Source organism: Brevibacillus sp. FSL K6-2834 (assembly GCF_038592925.1).
In the GTDB taxonomy this organism is placed as follows: Bacteria; Bacillota; Bacilli; order Brevibacillales; family Brevibacillaceae; genus Brevibacillus; species Brevibacillus borstelensis.
The window spans coordinates 317375-333803 of sequence record NZ_CP151945.1 but is presented as its reverse complement, the minus strand read 5'-3'; the positions used below and the strand labels follow the sequence as shown (position 1 = coordinate 333803).

The window sequence follows — 16429 nt, the reverse complement described above, 5'->3', positions numbered from 1 at the left end:
CATGATCACGATCTTTGAATGCTCTGTTTAAAGCGATAACTGTCCCCATTCATTGCAAAGATGTGGGCACGATGGGTAAGCCGATCAACCAGGGCTGACGTCATTTGCTCATCTTTGAAAATCTGTGTCCATTCCGTAAATTCCAGATTACTGGTAATGATCATGCTTCCTTTCTCATAGCGGGCCGCACAAAATTGGAATAATAACTCCGCCCCGGTCCGACTGAGAGGGACAAACCCGACTTCATCCAAAATAATCAAATCTGTTTTCAACCATTGCCTCTCTAGCTGGAGAATTCGCTTTTGGGACTGAGCTTCCATAAGCTCATTGCATATTTTAGCGGCAGTCCAAAACTGGACGGAATAGCCATGATGGCAAGCTTCCTTCCCGAGTGCAATGGAGAGATGAGTTTTGCCAGTGCCAGAGTTTCCGATAAACATGATGTTCTCTGTCTTTTCGATGTACTCACAGCGAGCCAGTTGAAGCAATTTGGGCTTGTTGAGAGACGGAATGGCTGAGAATTCAAATTGATCGATCGTTTTCATAGAAGGGAATTTGGCATGCTTGATGCGACTGGCGATTTGGTTAGCATCCCTTTGCTGAACTTCTTGCTCTAGTAGGGCTAAGAGGAACTCCTCGTAGGGAATTTGCCGTTCAGCAGCATCATGGGCAATTTCCTTATAGACACGTTTAATCGCAGGTAAGCGAAGGCGTTTCGCATAGGTTTCAAGCAAGAAACTCGTACTCAATGAACCACACTCCTTTTCTGTAACAAACGATTGTACTGGCTAAGATCTGGGGCCTTTACCTGAATACGTGGAACAGAGCTATCCTCCACCAACGAGAGTTGGGGTAGACGGTGTTCCGGCAATGTTCGCTGAAACAATAATTGCCTTACGGCATCATATTGGAACATCCCTTTTTGGCAGGCCTCCTCCAGTGCTTCTTCGACAAGAGAAGTATCGAATTCACGGTGCAAAAGCAAGAGTCGAACGAACTCCTTCATCCCTCCTGGTCGGTTGCGGCACTTGTCCAAGAACTTTTGGTAAATGGCGGGTAATCCTGCCTGATGCAATGGTCTAGCATAAAGAACTGCTCCTGGACGAATAAGAAGTAAATCCAGATAATGATCGTATTGCAAAATCTCCTTTCCCTTTTCCAAACACCGCTCATGCGTCGCAATCAGGCTTTTTCCGTGATACACCTCAACTTTTTCAGCAAACACTCGGCAAGTAAGCTGGGTCGATGCATAGGAAACGGGGACGGAATAGGCATTTTTCTCAATGTGGATCATGGATAGCGTATTGCTTTTCACGGGTACAACACGGAAACAATCCAATGGCCGTGGAGGCAATGGAAGCATGATAGGCAACTCTTGAGCAAATGCTTCTCCAACCGTTAGTGAAGACCTTGGAACGGTTGTATTCTCGTAAGAGATACATTTTTCGAGGAGGATTTGATTGAGCTCCTCCAGAGAAGAAACACTGGGTACAGGGGTAAAAAATTGCCTCTGAGCAAACTGTACGAGGTTTTCCACCTGGCCTTTTTGATGCCCTTTTCCGGGATCACAGAAATAGCTTTCAAACAGGTAGTGGGCACGTAGCTGAGTAAATCGCTCTTGTTCCTCGCGATTTTTACCCTCCAATACCTTCTTAACGGCTGTTGTCAGGTTGTCGTATGTGATGACTTGGGGAACAGCACCGAAAAATTCAAAAGCATCTACATGACCTTGGAGAAGAGCCTCTTGCTTCTGATGAGCAAATGTTTTGATAAAAATCTTTCTGCTGTATGTGCAACGCATACAAAAGACTTGAACCTTTACTTGTTTCCCTTGTAAATGAACCGTAACCTCACCCCAGTCAAATTGAGCAAAGCGCCCTGGCGGGAAATCGAGAGGGACAAATGCTTTAGGGGGAGAAACCCGCAACTCTCTGACGTAGCGTCGTACAGTAGATTCACCGCCGGTGAATCCATGTTCGTCAACGAGTCTCTGGTAAATGCGTTTGGCAGTATGACGCTGCTTCGGGGGAGCTTGTTCATCTTGATGCAGCCACTCCAAGATGATGGGCTTGACAGAATCAATGACTGGCTTTGGCTTCGGTTTTGAAAGCTGATACACAGGAATCTCAGAGGATTTCAAAGCCTTTCGTATCACTTGACGGGAATAGCCGGTCTCTCGAGAAATTTGGCGAATCGACTTTCCTAGCAGAATGTGTTGTTTCCTGATAAACTCGTAATTAGCCATCTGAAGCATTTCCTTTCCTCCTATATCTTGTGGTCCGACAACTTCAAGATACAGGAAAGAGGTGCTCAGGTGGTCAACTTTTTTATGAGCAATGTACCACTAGGTGGTCAATTATTAGATTAGCATTCACATCCTAGGGAACAAGAAGGAATTGTAGCTCAGCAGTAATCATATCTTAAATCCAAAACTGAATCCCATTTTTTCAAAAACTTTTATGCCATTCTGTCACCGATTGGATAATTGCAAGTCATATAGCGATCAAAGGTAATAGCAGCAATTAACGGCAGTTGTCACGTATTTTTTTATCGGATGTCGTTCCGGTGGTGACTAGAAAATCAAATGGAGTCTAATCTGGTTCGGATTTAGCACCAAAACCTTCTTCCTATCTGATGAATAACCCGTTTCCATGAAAGATCTCTCGCTCCCCTCAACCACTAGATCATCTGGATGTTGCCGATAGGCTACTCATCATAATTCGAAAGAGACATCAAGAAATGAAAATGCAAATAAAATGTCCTCCGGTATGGAAAACCCTATGTATCTTTAAACTCTCGTAAAGAAAACATTAAATTTCTTCCAAGCTTTTGAACATGGACCCGTTCGGAAAGAGCTAAAGCCTTGTGTAAGATAATGTATGGGTTTGACCAGTCGACTTGTAGTCGTTTTTGTAATTCCTGATACAATTCCGACATCGTCACTGGAGACGACTCTTCCAGAATGCTCTCGACCTCTTGGGAAATCCGAGGATAATCATAATACTGGTATGTCCTCCTTGTTTTCTGTGATTTCTTAGCAAATTTCTTGTTGGAAACTTCTGATTCGATCGGCTTTGTCTCTGTTTTCTCCAATCTGCTTTGGGAACCGTGTAACTCGTGCAACTCGTCCAATTCACGAATACGGTTCAGTACCTCTTTAATCTCCGCTGCAAACTGACTATCCCGTTCCACATAATCACTTCGCCAAGATGCTCTCTGTTCCAAAAGAGCATTCAATGTCTTTTCTAAAGCGACTCGCTCATTGAAAAATCCACCCATTTGACTACTCCTTACTTAGGTTATTTCAAAAAATTATACCCAATTATAGCTGTTCAAAAGAGCATATTACAAAAACTCTCCGATATAAGAGAAAATACAGCGGTAAAATCAACCTACGAATGGATTGCCAAAGTCACTACAACTGGGTATCTCACAATTGAGGTCAAAATGGAAGGCGTAAGTTTACATGCCTCCGAATACATGCCTCCGAATACATGCCTCCGAAGTTCGACAAGGTATGGTATAATTAGCAAGAGTTGACAATCCTTTTAGAAAAGTGGAGGATGAAAACATGGGGAATTATGTTCTTTGCTCTGTTTGTGATCACGATTACACTCATATCATGGGAACAATTCAAGTCAAAGATGATGACAACTATCAAGCAACCGAATTCATTATCAATCATCAATATCGAATCCCCGCAAAGGTAGAATACAAATTCCGTTCACAAGGTAACCTTCACATCATATTCAGGTGTGAATCCGGGCATTTCTTTATCAAAAGCTTTGATGGCCATAAAGGAAACGTGCACATTGATAGCAATCCACTTATGGATGAACTAGCTAATTATTTGAATAAAATCTACAAAAAACAAAAAGAATCATCGCTTTCGTTTGACTATGAATTACTTGGCAATATTGAAAAATTTATTAAACAGCAAGAATAATTCTCTTTCTTTGAGATTGAATTTTTATAGCAAAAAGCCCTCCCCGGAACAAATCCACAGGAGGGCTTCGCACGTTCTTACACCTTCTTAATTCTTCTGCGTAAATAACGATACATCAACGTCACCAGCCATACCCATGCTATTTTTCCGCCGAATAGTTTAAATCCATATTGGATACGAGCAGCCAGAAATTCATATCGATCGATGAGTTCTTGTTCCTTGGTCAGCACGTACAACTCGAATCCTGAATAGAGGCTCTCGATTTGGGCGATAAACCCGAAGATGCGAGGGAAAAGGTCATCTGCCATAAAGAGCAAAATAAATAGGAGCAAAGCGATCAGCGCGCCCCTCTCCTGCACAAATCCTTTTATTTGATCGACTATCGTTTGCGGACACATCTTTTCAAGAATTTCACTGTTTTTGAAATACCATCCCACTCCACCTGCAAGTCTAGGGCTGCGGCGAGCTCCCGGGCAGGAGCATAGGCAACGCCAGCTTCGATTGTCTCCGTCAGGTCTTGGCTGTTCACTCGAATTTGATTTGTGTCTGTTTGCCGTAGGCGAATACCCGGATGCCACCCACCGGCTTCTTTTTTTTGCGGATCGATGCGACCAGAATCTCCTTGTTTTATTTAATTTGACTCGGTCTAAAAAAAGGCCTCTTAACGAGAACGCAAATTCCCGTCGAAGGAGTGCCTTATTTTGGTTGTTTTAAACTTACTGAACTAAAGTATAAGTTTTTCTTTGTATCTTCTTGAATAGATGGTTTCAATTCCTTAAACCAGTCTTCTTCCAAATCCTCTTCTTTAAGAACATCTGGTCTCCAAAGTATCAAACCTAGTCCCGGAAAAGTAAAACAAGTATCTAATTCCGTATCACTCCTATCATAAGGGGATATTTCATCAATTAGTCGGATCAACTCATCGGCCTTAGTATTGAAAATGTCAATGTTCATAAATAAGCATTGAAAATCATCCTTTAATTCTGAAGGAATTTCTATAAACTCTACCTTTCCTTCCGAATCATATTTGATATTAAATGCAGTTTTAAAGTAATTTTTCATATAATTTGGCTTTTGATACTTAGTTGTATATTTTTCGATACATTCGTTAACTTCATCTTTGGTCATACCAAGCTTTATGTCCCCAATTCCCTTGCCTGATTCAATTAATAACACGTCCATATTATCCCCCTCGTTATATGTAACGGTTTCACCTATAGAATCCATGGAGCAATCGAGTAATCTTAGAAGAGAGATAATACCGATTGCTCCATTATTTTGTTCAATATTTTAGTTGTCCATACCAAAGTATCCCTCATATTGATAAACTGCTTCAACAACTGCACTACGGTACTTGTGAAGTAGACTGCTATAGTACCCCTCTGGATCATTGGTTTTCCTAAATCCTTCAACGTTAAAATCAAGCACTGCTTGATAACGCTGCTCTTTTAAATATTCTTCTTCTTGATCTCTATGACTTTCTCCTCCACCGCCATAACTTGGTGTTTTGTGGTGGTCTCTTGCTAACATCCTAATGCAAGGTGCATAGTTGGAATCGAACCCAGCTCTCCTTAAAGGTGTTGCCGATACAAAATGATGTCTTTGACCACCCAAAGCGTCTAAATCTCTGTACCGGTCTACCTCAAAATTGTAGCGTTGCCACTTCTTATCTTTACCTCCACCACTAAAGTACCAAGATACACCATTATCTATTATCGTCAGCTCGTATTCAAAATAATCCGAAACAGCATTAATATCTTCTGACCACGTAACCAGGGTACCGCTTCGTACATTAGTCTTATTAATTCGTTTTGTGTCATCAAGTACCCACTTAGTTCCACTCGCATTATACTTCATTATTTCACCTTTTACGACGTCAACTGGATCAACCCCTGTTTGTAAATGAACCATAGTTAACTTAGCTCCACTATCAGAAACAAGAAGGTTAAACGCAATTACTCCATCGATTGAGTTAGTTTTTACGTTTCGCTTAACCAAGAGAACTTGACTATCCTCTGTTACAAGGATTTCAGGTTCAGGAATGTTGTATTGCTTTATTATTCTTTCAACCTCTTTTGCCGGAACGCCTTCAATTTCTATCGGGTCATCCGATTTCAGATCGTCCAATTCATAAAGTTCTGATAATTCTTTGTACGATTTCTCTTCTTTGATGTAATCTTCGAAGCCCTCTTCTACGATTTTTTCTTTTACATCAGGATGCTCATCAAGATCTTTAATGTCAATTGTCTCAAATACGAACTCTTCGTTATTTGTCGCGTTAACATTTGAAGAGATTCCAAAAAAACTCGTGATTAATACTAATGACGTCAATATTAGTGAGAGTAGTCGCTTCTTAATCATCTAACCTTCCTCCATTAATTTTTAATTGCTTGGATAGCAGCAACCAAATCCTTATTACTCCCCTCCCTTTTGAACCCCTGTTATTACATATAATCCCAATGTACCCAAGCATAACTAAATATAACATCAGATATTAACTATGTAAATATATCCCTTTATGTAGATATACAAAAGACCGATTCTGACCTACTCCTCCAGTTGCCTTAGCTGCAGGCTACTACCTAGTTACCTCTCGCCTGCTCTAACATTTACGTTGAAAACTCGGGGCCGACTATAATTGGAAGAGGATTTGCCACATTTATTTGATTTTGGTACTCCAAAGAAGAAGGCGGCGGCGTTGGCTACCCGGTGGTAAAAAGCGTTGTGAAGAAATATAGGATCGTTCTTTAGTTTTTTCAAACATGATGCCACTCGTTCTGAAAACGCCTCAGGAAGGCTTACAGAAGCCTTTTGAACAAGATACCACCTAAAGTCGGAATACCGTAGGTGTTTTTTTCTGTAAAAAAAGGAAAGTGCCCACTTTTGAGTGGGGCCTTGGTTCATATACTTCAAATCAGTTGTTTTCACCCGGGCCAGCAATTCAAGATGGAGACTTGAATTGACCGCGCAAGCATGTGTTCATTTAACCTTTCACTTTACCTTTCTTTTCCACTATCATACAACTTGCCTAGAAACAAAAGTAGCCCCTCCAACGGCTTTTTTGCCGTCAGAGGGACATTGTCATTTTCAGACACACCTTTTTGAGAATTTGACGGTTTTTGAAATACCGTCCCACTCCACCTGCAAGTCGAAGGCTGCTGCGAGCTCTCGGGCGGGAGCATATGCCACGCCAACTTCGATTGTCTCTGTCAGGTCTTTGCCATTCACACGGACCTGCTTCGTCTCCAGCACCCATTTGGGCGTAACGCCGATTTCAAAAACATTCGGAGATTCTTTTATTTCCCTGCAGCATAACTTGATTGGCCGCTCTCCTATTCTAGAATCCCATCAATAACCATATATTTACTTTTGTTGCGTATTGTGGTAATATGAGGAATAGTTTAAGGATATAAAGTTTTCTATGGAGCAAAGAATCTGCCAGGAGGAATTTAGTAATTCGTGTATTAGAGGGGGGTTTCTTATGGGGGTAATGGTCCAGCCGTCATTGCGATCAGAGATCGAAAGGAATTTAAGGCTGAAAGGGTTTACAATTAGTAGGCTCAGCGAATTAACCGGCATTAATTCAGGGACTCTCAGCACGATTCTCAATGGTAATCCTCCTCGTCCCATGACAGTATACCAACTGGATCAACTGGCCATCGCGTTTGGCCACGAGCCGGGATGGTTATACGAACTGTATCCGGAAGAGTGTGTAACAGAAGATAAATTTTCGCGTCCACGTGTTATCCCGTATCTGGCTCGCTGTGCTGAAATTGGCCGACAGGATTGTATTAACGAGACTGTCTCAAAGCTGCTGGAGAATCCCAAAAATATAAGAATCCTATTTTCAGTAGCCGAGCAGCTCTTTGAAAATGGGAAACTGAAGGAATCAATGCCTTTTTATCAGTTCGTGGTCGACAACGAAAAGGATAGCTACTCCCATCATTTTATCATGGCTCAATACCGTTTATTTCGGGCGGTGTTGGGGTCAAATTCCGAAGAAAACTGGAAGGCCGTCATACGCTTTGAACCTTATCGGAAAAGGCTCCTAGAACATTATCAATTAGATGCATTGCTTCATTTAGCTAACACCTGTTTCTCTTTACACCAGTGGAGAGACGTGGAGAAGTATGCTGATGAGTTGCGCGAAATGGCTGTAATCTTATACGAGGATGAGCTGCGCAAAAAGAAAACCCAAAAAACTTTTGATCCGATAAACACAGAAAGACATCTTGTTGTATACTATGGACAAGGATACCTGCTAAAAGCAGCAGCTTTAGAAAAACAGGGGCTTTACGAACAGGCCAAACGATATGTCGAAGGGTATGCTGACCTCAGTTGGTTTGAACTTTTAGATGAAGTTGGCCATTATGAAGTTCAGAAGTTTCAGTTATGGGCAAAAGCGAATATGTACACCTTGGAAATTCTCCTGGGGAATGTTGAGGTTTTGCCCGAATATCTCGACTTCCTGAAACATAATCCCCCTGAAATATTACCTGCTCTGATAACTATTATTGAATCGGCTAACAAGCATGGATTTACGGTCGATCGCATTATCGATGACTTCTCTGAGGAGATCAAACTTTTTACTCATTATCGGGATCCACTCAATATAGACCGTAATTTTCGTTTCAGATATGGATTGGCTATTTACCGATTCAATAATGGTCAACATCTAATTGGAATTGACGAAACACTACAGGCTTTGACTTTATCCATAGTCAAGAACAATGAAAAGGATTTCTTACACTGTGTCACAACCTTTGAAGCATATAGAAACTATGCAACAGACGAGCAGAAACAAGAGTATCACCAAATTTTAGAGGAGGTACGAAATGATGAAAAAAGGATTGCTGCTTTCTCTGGCTTTGATCTTGGGACTGTTTAGTAATGTAGTGGCGGCAGAGGCTGGCCAAACAGCCAAAATTAAACCAAAGCCTGGCATTATTCAATATGAGCATGGTGTAGGCGGCTGATAAATTCTCCAAATCAGCAATTAGGGATTTTGAAAGTCGCAAAACAGGGAGGTTTCTTAGCCTCCCTGTTTTTTTGTCTTGAGGTTGGGTAGTAAAACGCAAGCCCCCAGGAGCGCCTTGTAAGCGACTTTTCCCTGGGGGCTCCTCCTTTTATATTCTCGCCTAATACGAAAGTGTCAAATTAATACCTTCCATTCCTGTGTCAACTGCAAATGAAAATTCCCCATTATCTGCACTCGAATTTTCCCCATTATAGGCAATAGGTTTGTCTGAATGATGCCCCCTCTGAGGGGGGCGGGTGGCGACCAAAATTCCGTTTATTCTGTTTTATCTTCGGTTGACTCGGGTCGAAAGAAACCTGCTTTTTTCTTCTCCTTTATGCGATAACTTTCCCCTTTAATGTTGATCGTGTGGGAGTGATGCAATAATCGATCAAGGATGGCTGTAGCAAGTACTGTATCCCCAAATATCTCTCCCCACGAACCATAGGATTTGTTCGAAGTAAGGATAATTGAGCCGGATTCATAACGTTCTGATACAATTTGAAAGAAAAAGTGAGCTGCGGTTTCATCCATTTTGCGATATCCAATTTCATCAATGATGAGTACATTCGGTTTTATAAATGCTCGCATTTTTTGTTTGATGCTATTGTTTTGATGAGCAATCTGGAGCGTCTGAACCAAATCATGAGCAGTTGTAAAGTAAACCGTCAACCCTTGTTTGATAGCTTCGAGAGCCAAAGCAACAGACAAGTGAGTCTTGCCGACCCCTGGCGGACCAAGTAAAATGAGATTCTCTTGTTGTTGTACAAACCGGAGGGTTGCCAAATCACGAATCCGTCTTTCATCAATGGAGGGCTGGAAACTGAAATCGAATTGCTCCAACGTTTTATGGTAGGGTAAATGAGCCAATCGCGTTTTCATGCGGATAAACCGATCCCTCTTGGCCATGATTTCTTCTTGCAAAAGCTTGTCCAAGAACTCCAAATACGATATATTCTGAGCAGCAGCTTCTTCTGCGTGGTGGTGAATAATTTCCGGGATTCGTACCCATCCCATCTGTACAAAGGCTTCTTCTAAACGGGCCTGGAGTATCATTGTACGATTACCTCCTCGTCAGCAAACTGCTCATAGACAGACAAATCACGTTCCACCACTTCGGGGCTTGGATTGGGAACCAAACGCGGCATAGGTTGGGGAGCCTTCGCGCCAATTTGGTTTTGAATCCCCTCGAAGTGTTTTTTATTGGTTATGACTTGCTTGGTACGAGTAGCTTTAGGATGTTCAGCGATGATCATGTTGCCCTGATAGATCCGGATATGGCCATTCTGGAGATCTTGTACTTCTACCGTATGACCTACATAAACATAGGGGACTGAATACCGGCTTCCTCCGTAAGAAACGAGTGAATCATTCGATACTCTTCGAGTATGGCGTTCTACCTCTTCGAATGGGATCGGGTTAAGTGGCTTCAACTGTTCGTGTTTCCATCGATCTACTGGTTTTTCATGCGTGGTGCCGTGTACCCGTACATTAGCCACCGTATCCAACCAATGACGTACTTGCTGATTCAAGTCACGAAGGCTGGTAAACGTCTGCACCCGAGGCCAAAAGTTCTTGCGAACATATCCTACTCCATTTTCCACTTTCCCTTTTGTTCGTGCACGGTAGGGAGCGCAGCGTCGCAGCGTAAGACCGTGATGGCTTGCAAACTGGGAAAATCGTTCATTCCACAATACATGCCCTTGATCGTCGTAACCGACAATGACGGTTTTCATATTGTCATACAAGCATGTTTCCGGTCTGCCGCCAAAGTATTGCATGGCACGCAAGTGGCAGCCGATGAGGGTATCAAGCCGTTCATTCTCTGTAAATTCCACATACAACATTCTCGAGTATCCCAAAACCATGACAAAGGCGTACAGCCGTTTATATCCACCATTCCACTCTACCTTAAAATGTCCCCAGTCTACTTGCGCTTGCTTTCCGGGTGCCGTTTCATAACGGAGCGTTGCCTTGGTCTTAACAACCGGGCGCAATGGTTCCATGAATGAGCGAAGGAGCCGAATTTGCCCTGGATAACCTTGGGCTTTGATCTCATCAAACAAAACGACAGCATTGAAGCAGCCTTCTTCCATTCTCGCTTTGATATAGGGTTTAAATGGATCGAGAATGCTTGTTTTTTTAACAGATCGTTGGTATTTCGAAGGCTCATCCTTTTTCAGCCACTTACGAATTGTTTTTCGATCCCTCCCTAATGAATCAGCAATTTGTGTGATATTCATTCCTCTTTGTCTCATGTCTTTGATCAAGTAAAACTCCCCATTCTTAAGCATATTTTCTCTCCTCCAGGGAGAGATTTTCTGCCGAAAGTGGGGAATTTTCAAGTGCCGTTATTGAGGATTTTAACAGTGCCGTTCACACCTGCATTAATATTATCTTCTTATGCTCACGGATTCAAAATATAAGTGTCTTATTTTGTCCTCTTGATTTTCTGGACTCAGCTTTTTAAACGAGTCTTCGAGCATATACTCCTCTTTGAATATATCTGATCTCCATAAAGATAGCCCTAATGACGGGAAAAAATACGTGTAGCCATCAGATTGATTTCGATCATATTCTGCAATTTTATCAATTTTCTCTATAAGATCTTCAGCTTTCGTGTTGAATACATCAATGCCTAGCAATAAGCAGTTAAATGTTTCCTTTAGAACCTCAGGAATTTCTATAAAGTCAACCTTACCTTCAGAATCATATTCCACCATGAAGAAGCCCTTGAAATAGTCCTGAATATGATATTCCTTCTGATGTACTTTTCAGTATATTTCTGAATGCATTTTTCAACTTCATCTTTGTTCATGCCAAGTTTTATTAAACCGATGCCCTTCCCAGGTTCGATGATTAAATTACCCATTTTTTATCTCCTGTACAAAATGTTTTTTTTACAATTTTTATTATGGACTTACAATGAAGTCCAGCATGTAGACAATGTTCCGTAAGGAACAGGGTCTGCATGCTAAAAGCTCTTTAGAGCTTCAGATACAAGACCTACATCTTTTAGCAAAATAGTAAACAAGTAAATACTGCCTACTATTACGACTGTATTCAATATCCCTCTCAGAAATCATGAAGTTTGTAATTACAATGGAGAAGGCAGAATTTTGAAATTAAATGAGCAGTAGTCATCCAAGATGATCATATATACAAATCCAGTTCCTCGATCTCCTCCGTATAGTCTTTACTTTATGATTAGTTATTCGACAAGCGGAAAGGTTCTGATCCAGTTCCTTTAATTCCTTCAGTAGGGGCATCCGCTACGAACTCAATCATTATCTTGCTTGGCTCTAAGGTTAGGGGGTGGTGCATCTAATCCTGATAGACAACAGCAAGCCATTTTGTCCCTGCTTTCGACAAAAGTACTCGTCTGATACTTTGGATGGGATTGGCGAATCGAATATGAGTTGTACCAGGCAAGGAACGGGGGAGTGCCCAGTATTGAGGATTAAATAGCGAGAATTTAATAATGTTAAATTTGTGTGTCTTACAAATTACGACAACTTTCTCATTTTTTTTGCATTATGGTTAATATGAATTAATATAGAAAAGGAAGGATAAAACAATGAAACTTTTTAAGAAGCTTCTAGTTCCCTTACTATCACTTTCTTTGCTTTTACCCACATCATACTTATCTTCAACTATTTTAGCAGAAGAAAATATTGACTTCGAGAATTTACCTATTCAGCTTGCTGAGGGAGTGAGTTTGGAAGATCTTGCCGAAGTGCTTAATGAACCTCGTATACTGCAGAGTAAAAATGTAACGGTTATCGATAACGAGGAATTAAGCAGTTTGGCTATTAATAGTGGGGAGAGAAAAAAGGTTTTTGGTGCTAAATCGGAACCAGATGAAACTCCTTTTGATTTTGTAGCAACCACCGCAACAACATCTGATAAAAGAACCATGGGGCAACTACCGGAATTTGCCGCTATTGCTTTTGACCACTATATGACTAGCGATTATCCAAACGGCGAGGTAACTTCAAATGTCCGGGTTTCAGCTGTTTTAGGTAGTATAACTTCGGTTGCGTTCAGACACGAAATCACTAGATCAGTGTACGAAAGAGGGAGTTATCGATACGAAAACTATAAAACTGCAAGAATTCCCTACCCACGGGTAGGTCGGACGGAATATGTATCAGCAAACGCTGATACATTTTGGTGGTCTGGTGATATGTCTGGAACGGCTACCACAGCACAAGGAGGAGTCGTTCCAATTAATAAGATTAATGGGCCCGAAAAAATTTTAACAAATCGTTTAGGAGAGATATATCCTGATTATGTTGATCCTCAATCGAATATAGAACTAATTAAGCCGGATGCAAACTTGGTTAAACTAACGAGAGACAGGAGTTCCAATTATAGAAAAAATTTCGAGAAACATTACGAGTCTTACTACGGAAAGCCCCAATATTTTGATTGGGATGACGTTGAAATTCATCATATGATTCCATTAGAATACTACGGTACAAATGATGTAGATAACTTAATTCCTTTACTAAAAAAAGATAGAAAGAATAAGTACATTTTGTATCATCATGAAATCACAGATTGGTGGAATAATTATTAAATATGTAAAAAAGGGCTATCAAAAGTGATAGTCCTTACAATTGACTAGAGGGGGATACTATGGAACATAAATTTGAAGAAATAATTAACTTAATAAAAGGCGTAAGAGAAGAACATGAAGAAATGCTATTAATAAAATGTGGCGACATTGAATTTTTGTTTAATAAGTCATTTAATCCTAGACAAATTGACGAAACATTAAATAGGTTTGAGTTACCTATCGATTATAGAGCCTTCCTAGAAAATTACTCCAGCGCAAGGTTATTTAAGGACTCCTATTACGGAGGGGGTTACGAAATTTTAAGTCCTCAAAATGTAATAGAGTACTGGAAAGCTTATAGTATTGATCATCCGTATTATCCTATTGCATGGAGTAGTCACTCTCTTGGGTGTATATGTGTAGATCAAGATAGGATTAATTCCGGAAACGGGTATCTTACCTGGATTCAGTCAATGGATCCGGAAAACCCTATCGATATTAATTTGTCCTTTTCGGAGTGGCTTAAGGAGGTAATTGAAAAAAATGGGGTTGAGTTTTGGATTTAGATAGTTTGACCCGAATATATTTTATGAGGGAGATGGTACTTGGGAGGAACTTTGTTGCCGCATCATTAAATTTTTTAACTGTTGCTTTTGCATAGAATGTTGTTGAAGTGCAAAATTTCAATTTTGTATTAAACATGTAAAGGTAATAAGCGTAAAGTCGAAACAAAAAACAATGTCTGAAAATGGTAGGCCCTTCGCATATCGTCGTTGCCTACGTGAACGAACGTCCCTTCTTCCTTGGCTGCCTGTAAATGCTTTTCCGGTGGTCAGCTTAGAGGAGGTCAAATCGTGAAAAAGGGGTGGCGAGAGAAATCATTTTCTGGTCCAAATCATATAGAACTGGACCAGAGAGGAGACAAACTCCCTCTGCTGTTAGTTCAGCCAGGGAGTTTGTCTCCTCTCTGGGACTTCATTACAATGAAGTCTATCTTCTTTACGATCCCCATTATTGGATACAGTATCCAGGTGCTTCCCTATGCAGCATTTCCCGATTTCCTGTTTTTGACGGAATATCCTATAGTAATATATGTCCTTATATTACTATAGGGGGCTGATCATTGTAGATACGGGAAAAAGAAATGGCAATCCATCTTCGGGCCTGTCAACGCCGGAATTAATTTGACCCACGAGCGCCGGTATAATTTTGACCCACCTGTGCGCCTGGTGTCGAATAGATTCCGGTTTTTAGTTTTTCTTTGAGCCGGTAGCTGTTCCCCCGGATGTTCACGACGTGGGAGTGATGCAATAAGCGGTCGAGAACAGCTGTAGCAAGAACGGGATCGCCCATGAGTTCGCCCCATTCGCCAAAGCTCTTGTTGCTAGTCAGAATCATGCTTCCTTTCTCGTAGCGTGCACAAACCAACTGAAAAAACAGGTTTGCAGCGAGCGGATCGAGGGGGAGGTAGCCCACCTCGTCCACGATGAGGATGCGTGGCCTGAGATATACCCTCATTCGTTTGTCCAGGCGATTCTCTTCATAAGCTTTTCGTAAATCGCCCACGAGCTGCGCGAGAGAGACGAAATACACAGGCAATCCTTGTCCAATGGCCTCCATAGCGATAGCAACGGCTAAATGCGTTTTCCCCACGCCGGGAGGCCCGAGAAACAACACGTTTTCTTGCCTCCCAACGAACGTCAGCGCAGCCAGTTCACGAATCAGTCGTTCATCAATCCCCGGTTGAAACGAGAAGTCGAATTCGTTGAGCGTACGCCGATAAGGGAGGTGAGACAGCTTCATGCGGACCTCTACATTTCGGCGCTGGCGATCCTGAATCTCAGCGTCCAGTAGATCATTGAGGAAAGAGAGATACGTGCTTTGGCTCCGGCTGGCAGCTTCCAGCTTGGCATCAAGCGATTGGGCGGCTTGACCCAAACCAAGTTCCTCCAGACGCTGGCGGGCTTGTTCGAGCTCAATCATGCGCCCACCTCCACAAGACGTTCATACACGTCCAACGGACGCACTTCCACGTCTTGTACAGGAATCTGAACGCCTTGCGGCTTTGGATAAGCATATCCCTGAGCTGTACTCAAATTCGTGTATTGGTCCTCACACATCACTAGCCTTCGGGATTGGTACTGCTTCTCGTGCCGGGCGATGAGCTGCTTCTCGCAGTATATTTCGACGAATCTGTTTACCTCTCGTACCTTTACTTCACGTCCGCTATACCGCCATGGAACGCCATAACGAACGCCGTCGTAGCTCACAAATCCGTCACGGCTTACTTTCCTCGGTTCAAACCGGTACTTTGCCCATCGTTCCGGAGACGGAAGCATACCGAGCTTCTCTTGTGCCAAGCGATCGATCGGTCTTTCCCCAGTTGTACCGTGGATACGACGGTTTTGCTCATCGCACCAGTGTCTGGCTTGGCGATTTAGGTCACCAAGATCGGTGAATGATCGCCCTGGCATGAAGTTCTGCTCGATGAACTGAACGCTTCTCTCGACCTTTCCTTTCGTTTGGGGACGTCGTACGCGGCAAACTTTGGGGATCAAGCCGATAGCCGCAGCAAAATCTTCAAACAACGGATGCCATCTCGGCTTTCGATCATCGCCCATGCCAAGAATAACGGTCTTCATTTGGTCGGTTAGCATGGTCTTTGGAACACCGCCGAAGTATTCCAAACCGTTCATCAAGCAGCGTAAGAAACTGTGGATGTCACAGCGCTTTGTAAATTCGATGTACATCGCTCGGGAGTAACCCAACACCATCGTAAAAACGGGGATTTTACGCACTTCACCGTTTAAATCGATGTACTCGCAAATCTTCCAGTCCACTTGGGCTTGGTGTCCGGCTTTTGTCTTGTGTTTTGCAAGTAGAAAATGCTCAGCTTTGCAGCCAA

At 42.1% G+C, this 16429-nt stretch carries 14 protein-coding genes and 1 pseudogene; 4 read left to right on the top strand and 11 right to left on the bottom strand.

Translation table 11 applies throughout. From position 1 onward, the window contains the following. Positions 1-5: 5 nt before the first annotated feature. The 3 genes from istB (NST96_RS01855) to NST96_RS01845 form a co-directional block, all read right to left on the bottom strand. Positions 6-749 carry an IS21-like element helper ATPase IstB gene (gene istB, locus NST96_RS01855; RefSeq protein WP_227278642.1) on the bottom strand — a complete coding sequence of 248 codons (744 nt, stop codon included), beginning with the start codon at positions 747-749 and terminating at the stop codon, positions 6-8. Next, complete coding sequence (istA, locus tag NST96_RS01850; RefSeq protein ID WP_024985261.1) at positions 746-2254, bottom strand: IS21 family transposase; 1509 nt, start codon at positions 2252-2254, stop codon at positions 746-748. The genes istB (NST96_RS01855) and istA (NST96_RS01850) overlap by 4 nt, the downstream gene beginning before the upstream one ends. Before the next feature lie 524 nt (positions 2255-2778). Further along, positions 2779-3279: a hypothetical protein gene (locus tag NST96_RS01845; RefSeq protein WP_172920279.1), complete on the bottom strand. Its 501-nt coding sequence runs from the start codon at positions 3277-3279 to the stop codon at positions 2779-2781. 292 nt (positions 3280-3571) lie between these two features. On the opposite strand from NST96_RS01845, the gene NST96_RS01840 reads away from it, so the two are divergent. Further along, positions 3572-3946, top strand: a complete 375-nt coding sequence (locus NST96_RS01840; protein WP_172920278.1) for a hypothetical protein — start codon at positions 3572-3574, stop codon at positions 3944-3946. A gap of 77 nt (positions 3947-4023) precedes the next feature. Here NST96_RS01840 and NST96_RS01835 read toward each other — a convergent pair whose 3' ends face one another. The 3 genes from NST96_RS01835 to NST96_RS01825 all read right to left on the bottom strand — a co-directional run bounded on the left by NST96_RS01835 (position 4024) and on the right by NST96_RS01825 (position 6307). Continuing rightward, complete coding sequence (locus NST96_RS01835) at positions 4024-4383, bottom strand: hypothetical protein (protein ID WP_251247596.1); 360 nt, start codon at positions 4381-4383, stop codon at positions 4024-4026. Between the two features lie 259 nt (positions 4384-4642). After that, positions 4643-5128 carry a hypothetical protein gene (locus NST96_RS01830; protein WP_172920277.1) on the bottom strand — a complete coding sequence of 162 codons (486 nt, stop codon included), beginning with the start codon at positions 5126-5128 and terminating at the stop codon, positions 4643-4645. A gap of 108 nt (positions 5129-5236) precedes the next feature. Next, positions 5237-6307, bottom strand: a complete 1071-nt coding sequence (locus NST96_RS01825; RefSeq protein WP_172920276.1) for a hypothetical protein — start codon at positions 6305-6307, stop codon at positions 5237-5239. Between the two features lie 1120 nt (positions 6308-7427). Here NST96_RS01825 and NST96_RS01820 point away from each other — a divergent pair. Further along, complete coding sequence (locus NST96_RS01820) at positions 7428-8834, top strand: helix-turn-helix transcriptional regulator (protein ID WP_228006686.1); 1407 nt, start codon at positions 7428-7430, stop codon at positions 8832-8834. A gap of 405 nt (positions 8835-9239) precedes the next feature. Here the strand turns inward: NST96_RS01820 and istB (NST96_RS01815) are convergent, their stop codons facing one another. The 3 genes from istB (NST96_RS01815) to NST96_RS01805 all read right to left on the bottom strand — a co-directional run bounded on the left by istB (NST96_RS01815) (position 9240) and on the right by NST96_RS01805 (position 11686). Further along, on the bottom strand, positions 9240-10019 hold the full coding sequence (gene istB, locus NST96_RS01815) for an IS21-like element helper ATPase IstB (protein WP_024985201.1): 780 nt from the start codon (positions 10017-10019) through the stop codon (positions 9240-9242). After that, entirely contained in the window at positions 10016-11257 is a 1242-nt protein-coding gene (istA, locus tag NST96_RS01810; protein ID WP_024985200.1) for an IS21 family transposase, read from the bottom strand. Before istA (NST96_RS01810) ends, istB (NST96_RS01815) begins: the two co-directional genes overlap by 4 nt. Positions 11258-11356: 99 nt before the next feature. Further along, entirely contained in the window at positions 11357-11686 is a 330-nt protein-coding gene (locus NST96_RS01805; RefSeq protein ID WP_228006697.1) for a hypothetical protein, read from the bottom strand. 854 nt (positions 11687-12540) lie between these two features. Here NST96_RS01805 and NST96_RS01800 point away from each other — a divergent pair. Together NST96_RS01800 and NST96_RS01795 are read left to right on the top strand one after the other, a co-directional pair. Beyond that, on the top strand, positions 12541-13545 hold the full coding sequence (locus NST96_RS01800) for an HNH endonuclease signature motif containing protein (RefSeq protein ID WP_171506479.1): 1005 nt from the start codon (positions 12541-12543) through the stop codon (positions 13543-13545). Between the two features lie 59 nt (positions 13546-13604). Further along, entirely contained in the window at positions 13605-14090 is a 486-nt protein-coding gene (locus NST96_RS01795; RefSeq protein ID WP_171506478.1) for an SMI1/KNR4 family protein, read from the top strand. Between the two features lie 613 nt (positions 14091-14703). Here the strand turns inward: NST96_RS01795 and istB (NST96_RS01790) are convergent. Both istB (NST96_RS01790) and istA (NST96_RS01785) read right to left on the bottom strand, forming a co-directional pair. Next, the gene (gene istB / locus NST96_RS01790; RefSeq protein WP_024982952.1) at positions 14704-15507 is read right to left on the bottom strand and encodes an IS21-like element helper ATPase IstB; all 804 of its coding nucleotides are present in this window, start codon (positions 15505-15507) and stop codon (positions 14704-14706) included. Further along, positions 15504-16379 (bottom strand): annotated as a pseudogene (gene istA / locus NST96_RS01785) (IS21 family transposase); the annotation flags it as partial. The gene istB (NST96_RS01790) and the pseudogene istA (NST96_RS01785), both read right to left, overlap by 4 nt. Positions 16380-16429: the final 50 nt, after the last annotated feature.

What these genes read in the sequence shown, in the direction of transcription:
- istA (WP_024985261.1), bottom strand. Translation starts at nt 2,254, where the DNA reads ATGCTTCAGATGGCTAATTACGAGTTTATCAGGAAACAACACATTCTG.
- istB (WP_024985201.1), bottom strand. Translation starts at nt 10,019, where the DNA reads ATGATACTCCAGGCCCGTTTAGAAGAAGCCTTTGTACAGATGGGATGG.
- istB (WP_024982952.1), bottom strand. Translation starts at nt 15,507, where the DNA reads ATGATTGAGCTCGAACAAGCCCGCCAGCGTCTGGAGGAACTTGGTTTG.
- NST96_RS01840 (WP_172920278.1), top strand. Translation starts at nt 3,572, where the DNA reads ATGGGGAATTATGTTCTTTGCTCTGTTTGTGATCACGATTACACTCAT.
- NST96_RS01805 (WP_228006697.1), bottom strand. Translation starts at nt 11,686, where the DNA reads ATGGTGGAATATGATTCTGAAGGTAAGGTTGACTTTATAGAAATTCCT.
- NST96_RS01795 (WP_171506478.1), top strand. Translation starts at nt 13,605, where the DNA reads ATGGAACATAAATTTGAAGAAATAATTAACTTAATAAAAGGCGTAAGA.
- istA (WP_024985200.1), bottom strand. Translation starts at nt 11,257, where the DNA reads ATGCTTAAGAATGGGGAGTTTTACTTGATCAAAGACATGAGACAAAGA.
- NST96_RS01845 (WP_172920279.1), bottom strand. Translation starts at nt 3,279, where the DNA reads ATGGGTGGATTTTTCAATGAGCGAGTCGCTTTAGAAAAGACATTGAAT.
- NST96_RS01830 (WP_172920277.1), bottom strand. Translation starts at nt 5,128, where the DNA reads ATGGACGTGTTATTAATTGAATCAGGCAAGGGAATTGGGGACATAAAG.
- NST96_RS01800 (WP_171506479.1), top strand. Translation starts at nt 12,541, where the DNA reads ATGAAACTTTTTAAGAAGCTTCTAGTTCCCTTACTATCACTTTCTTTG.
- NST96_RS01820 (WP_228006686.1), top strand. Translation starts at nt 7,428, where the DNA reads ATGGGGGTAATGGTCCAGCCGTCATTGCGATCAGAGATCGAAAGGAAT.
- NST96_RS01825 (WP_172920276.1), bottom strand. Translation starts at nt 6,307, where the DNA reads ATGATTAAGAAGCGACTACTCTCACTAATATTGACGTCATTAGTATTA.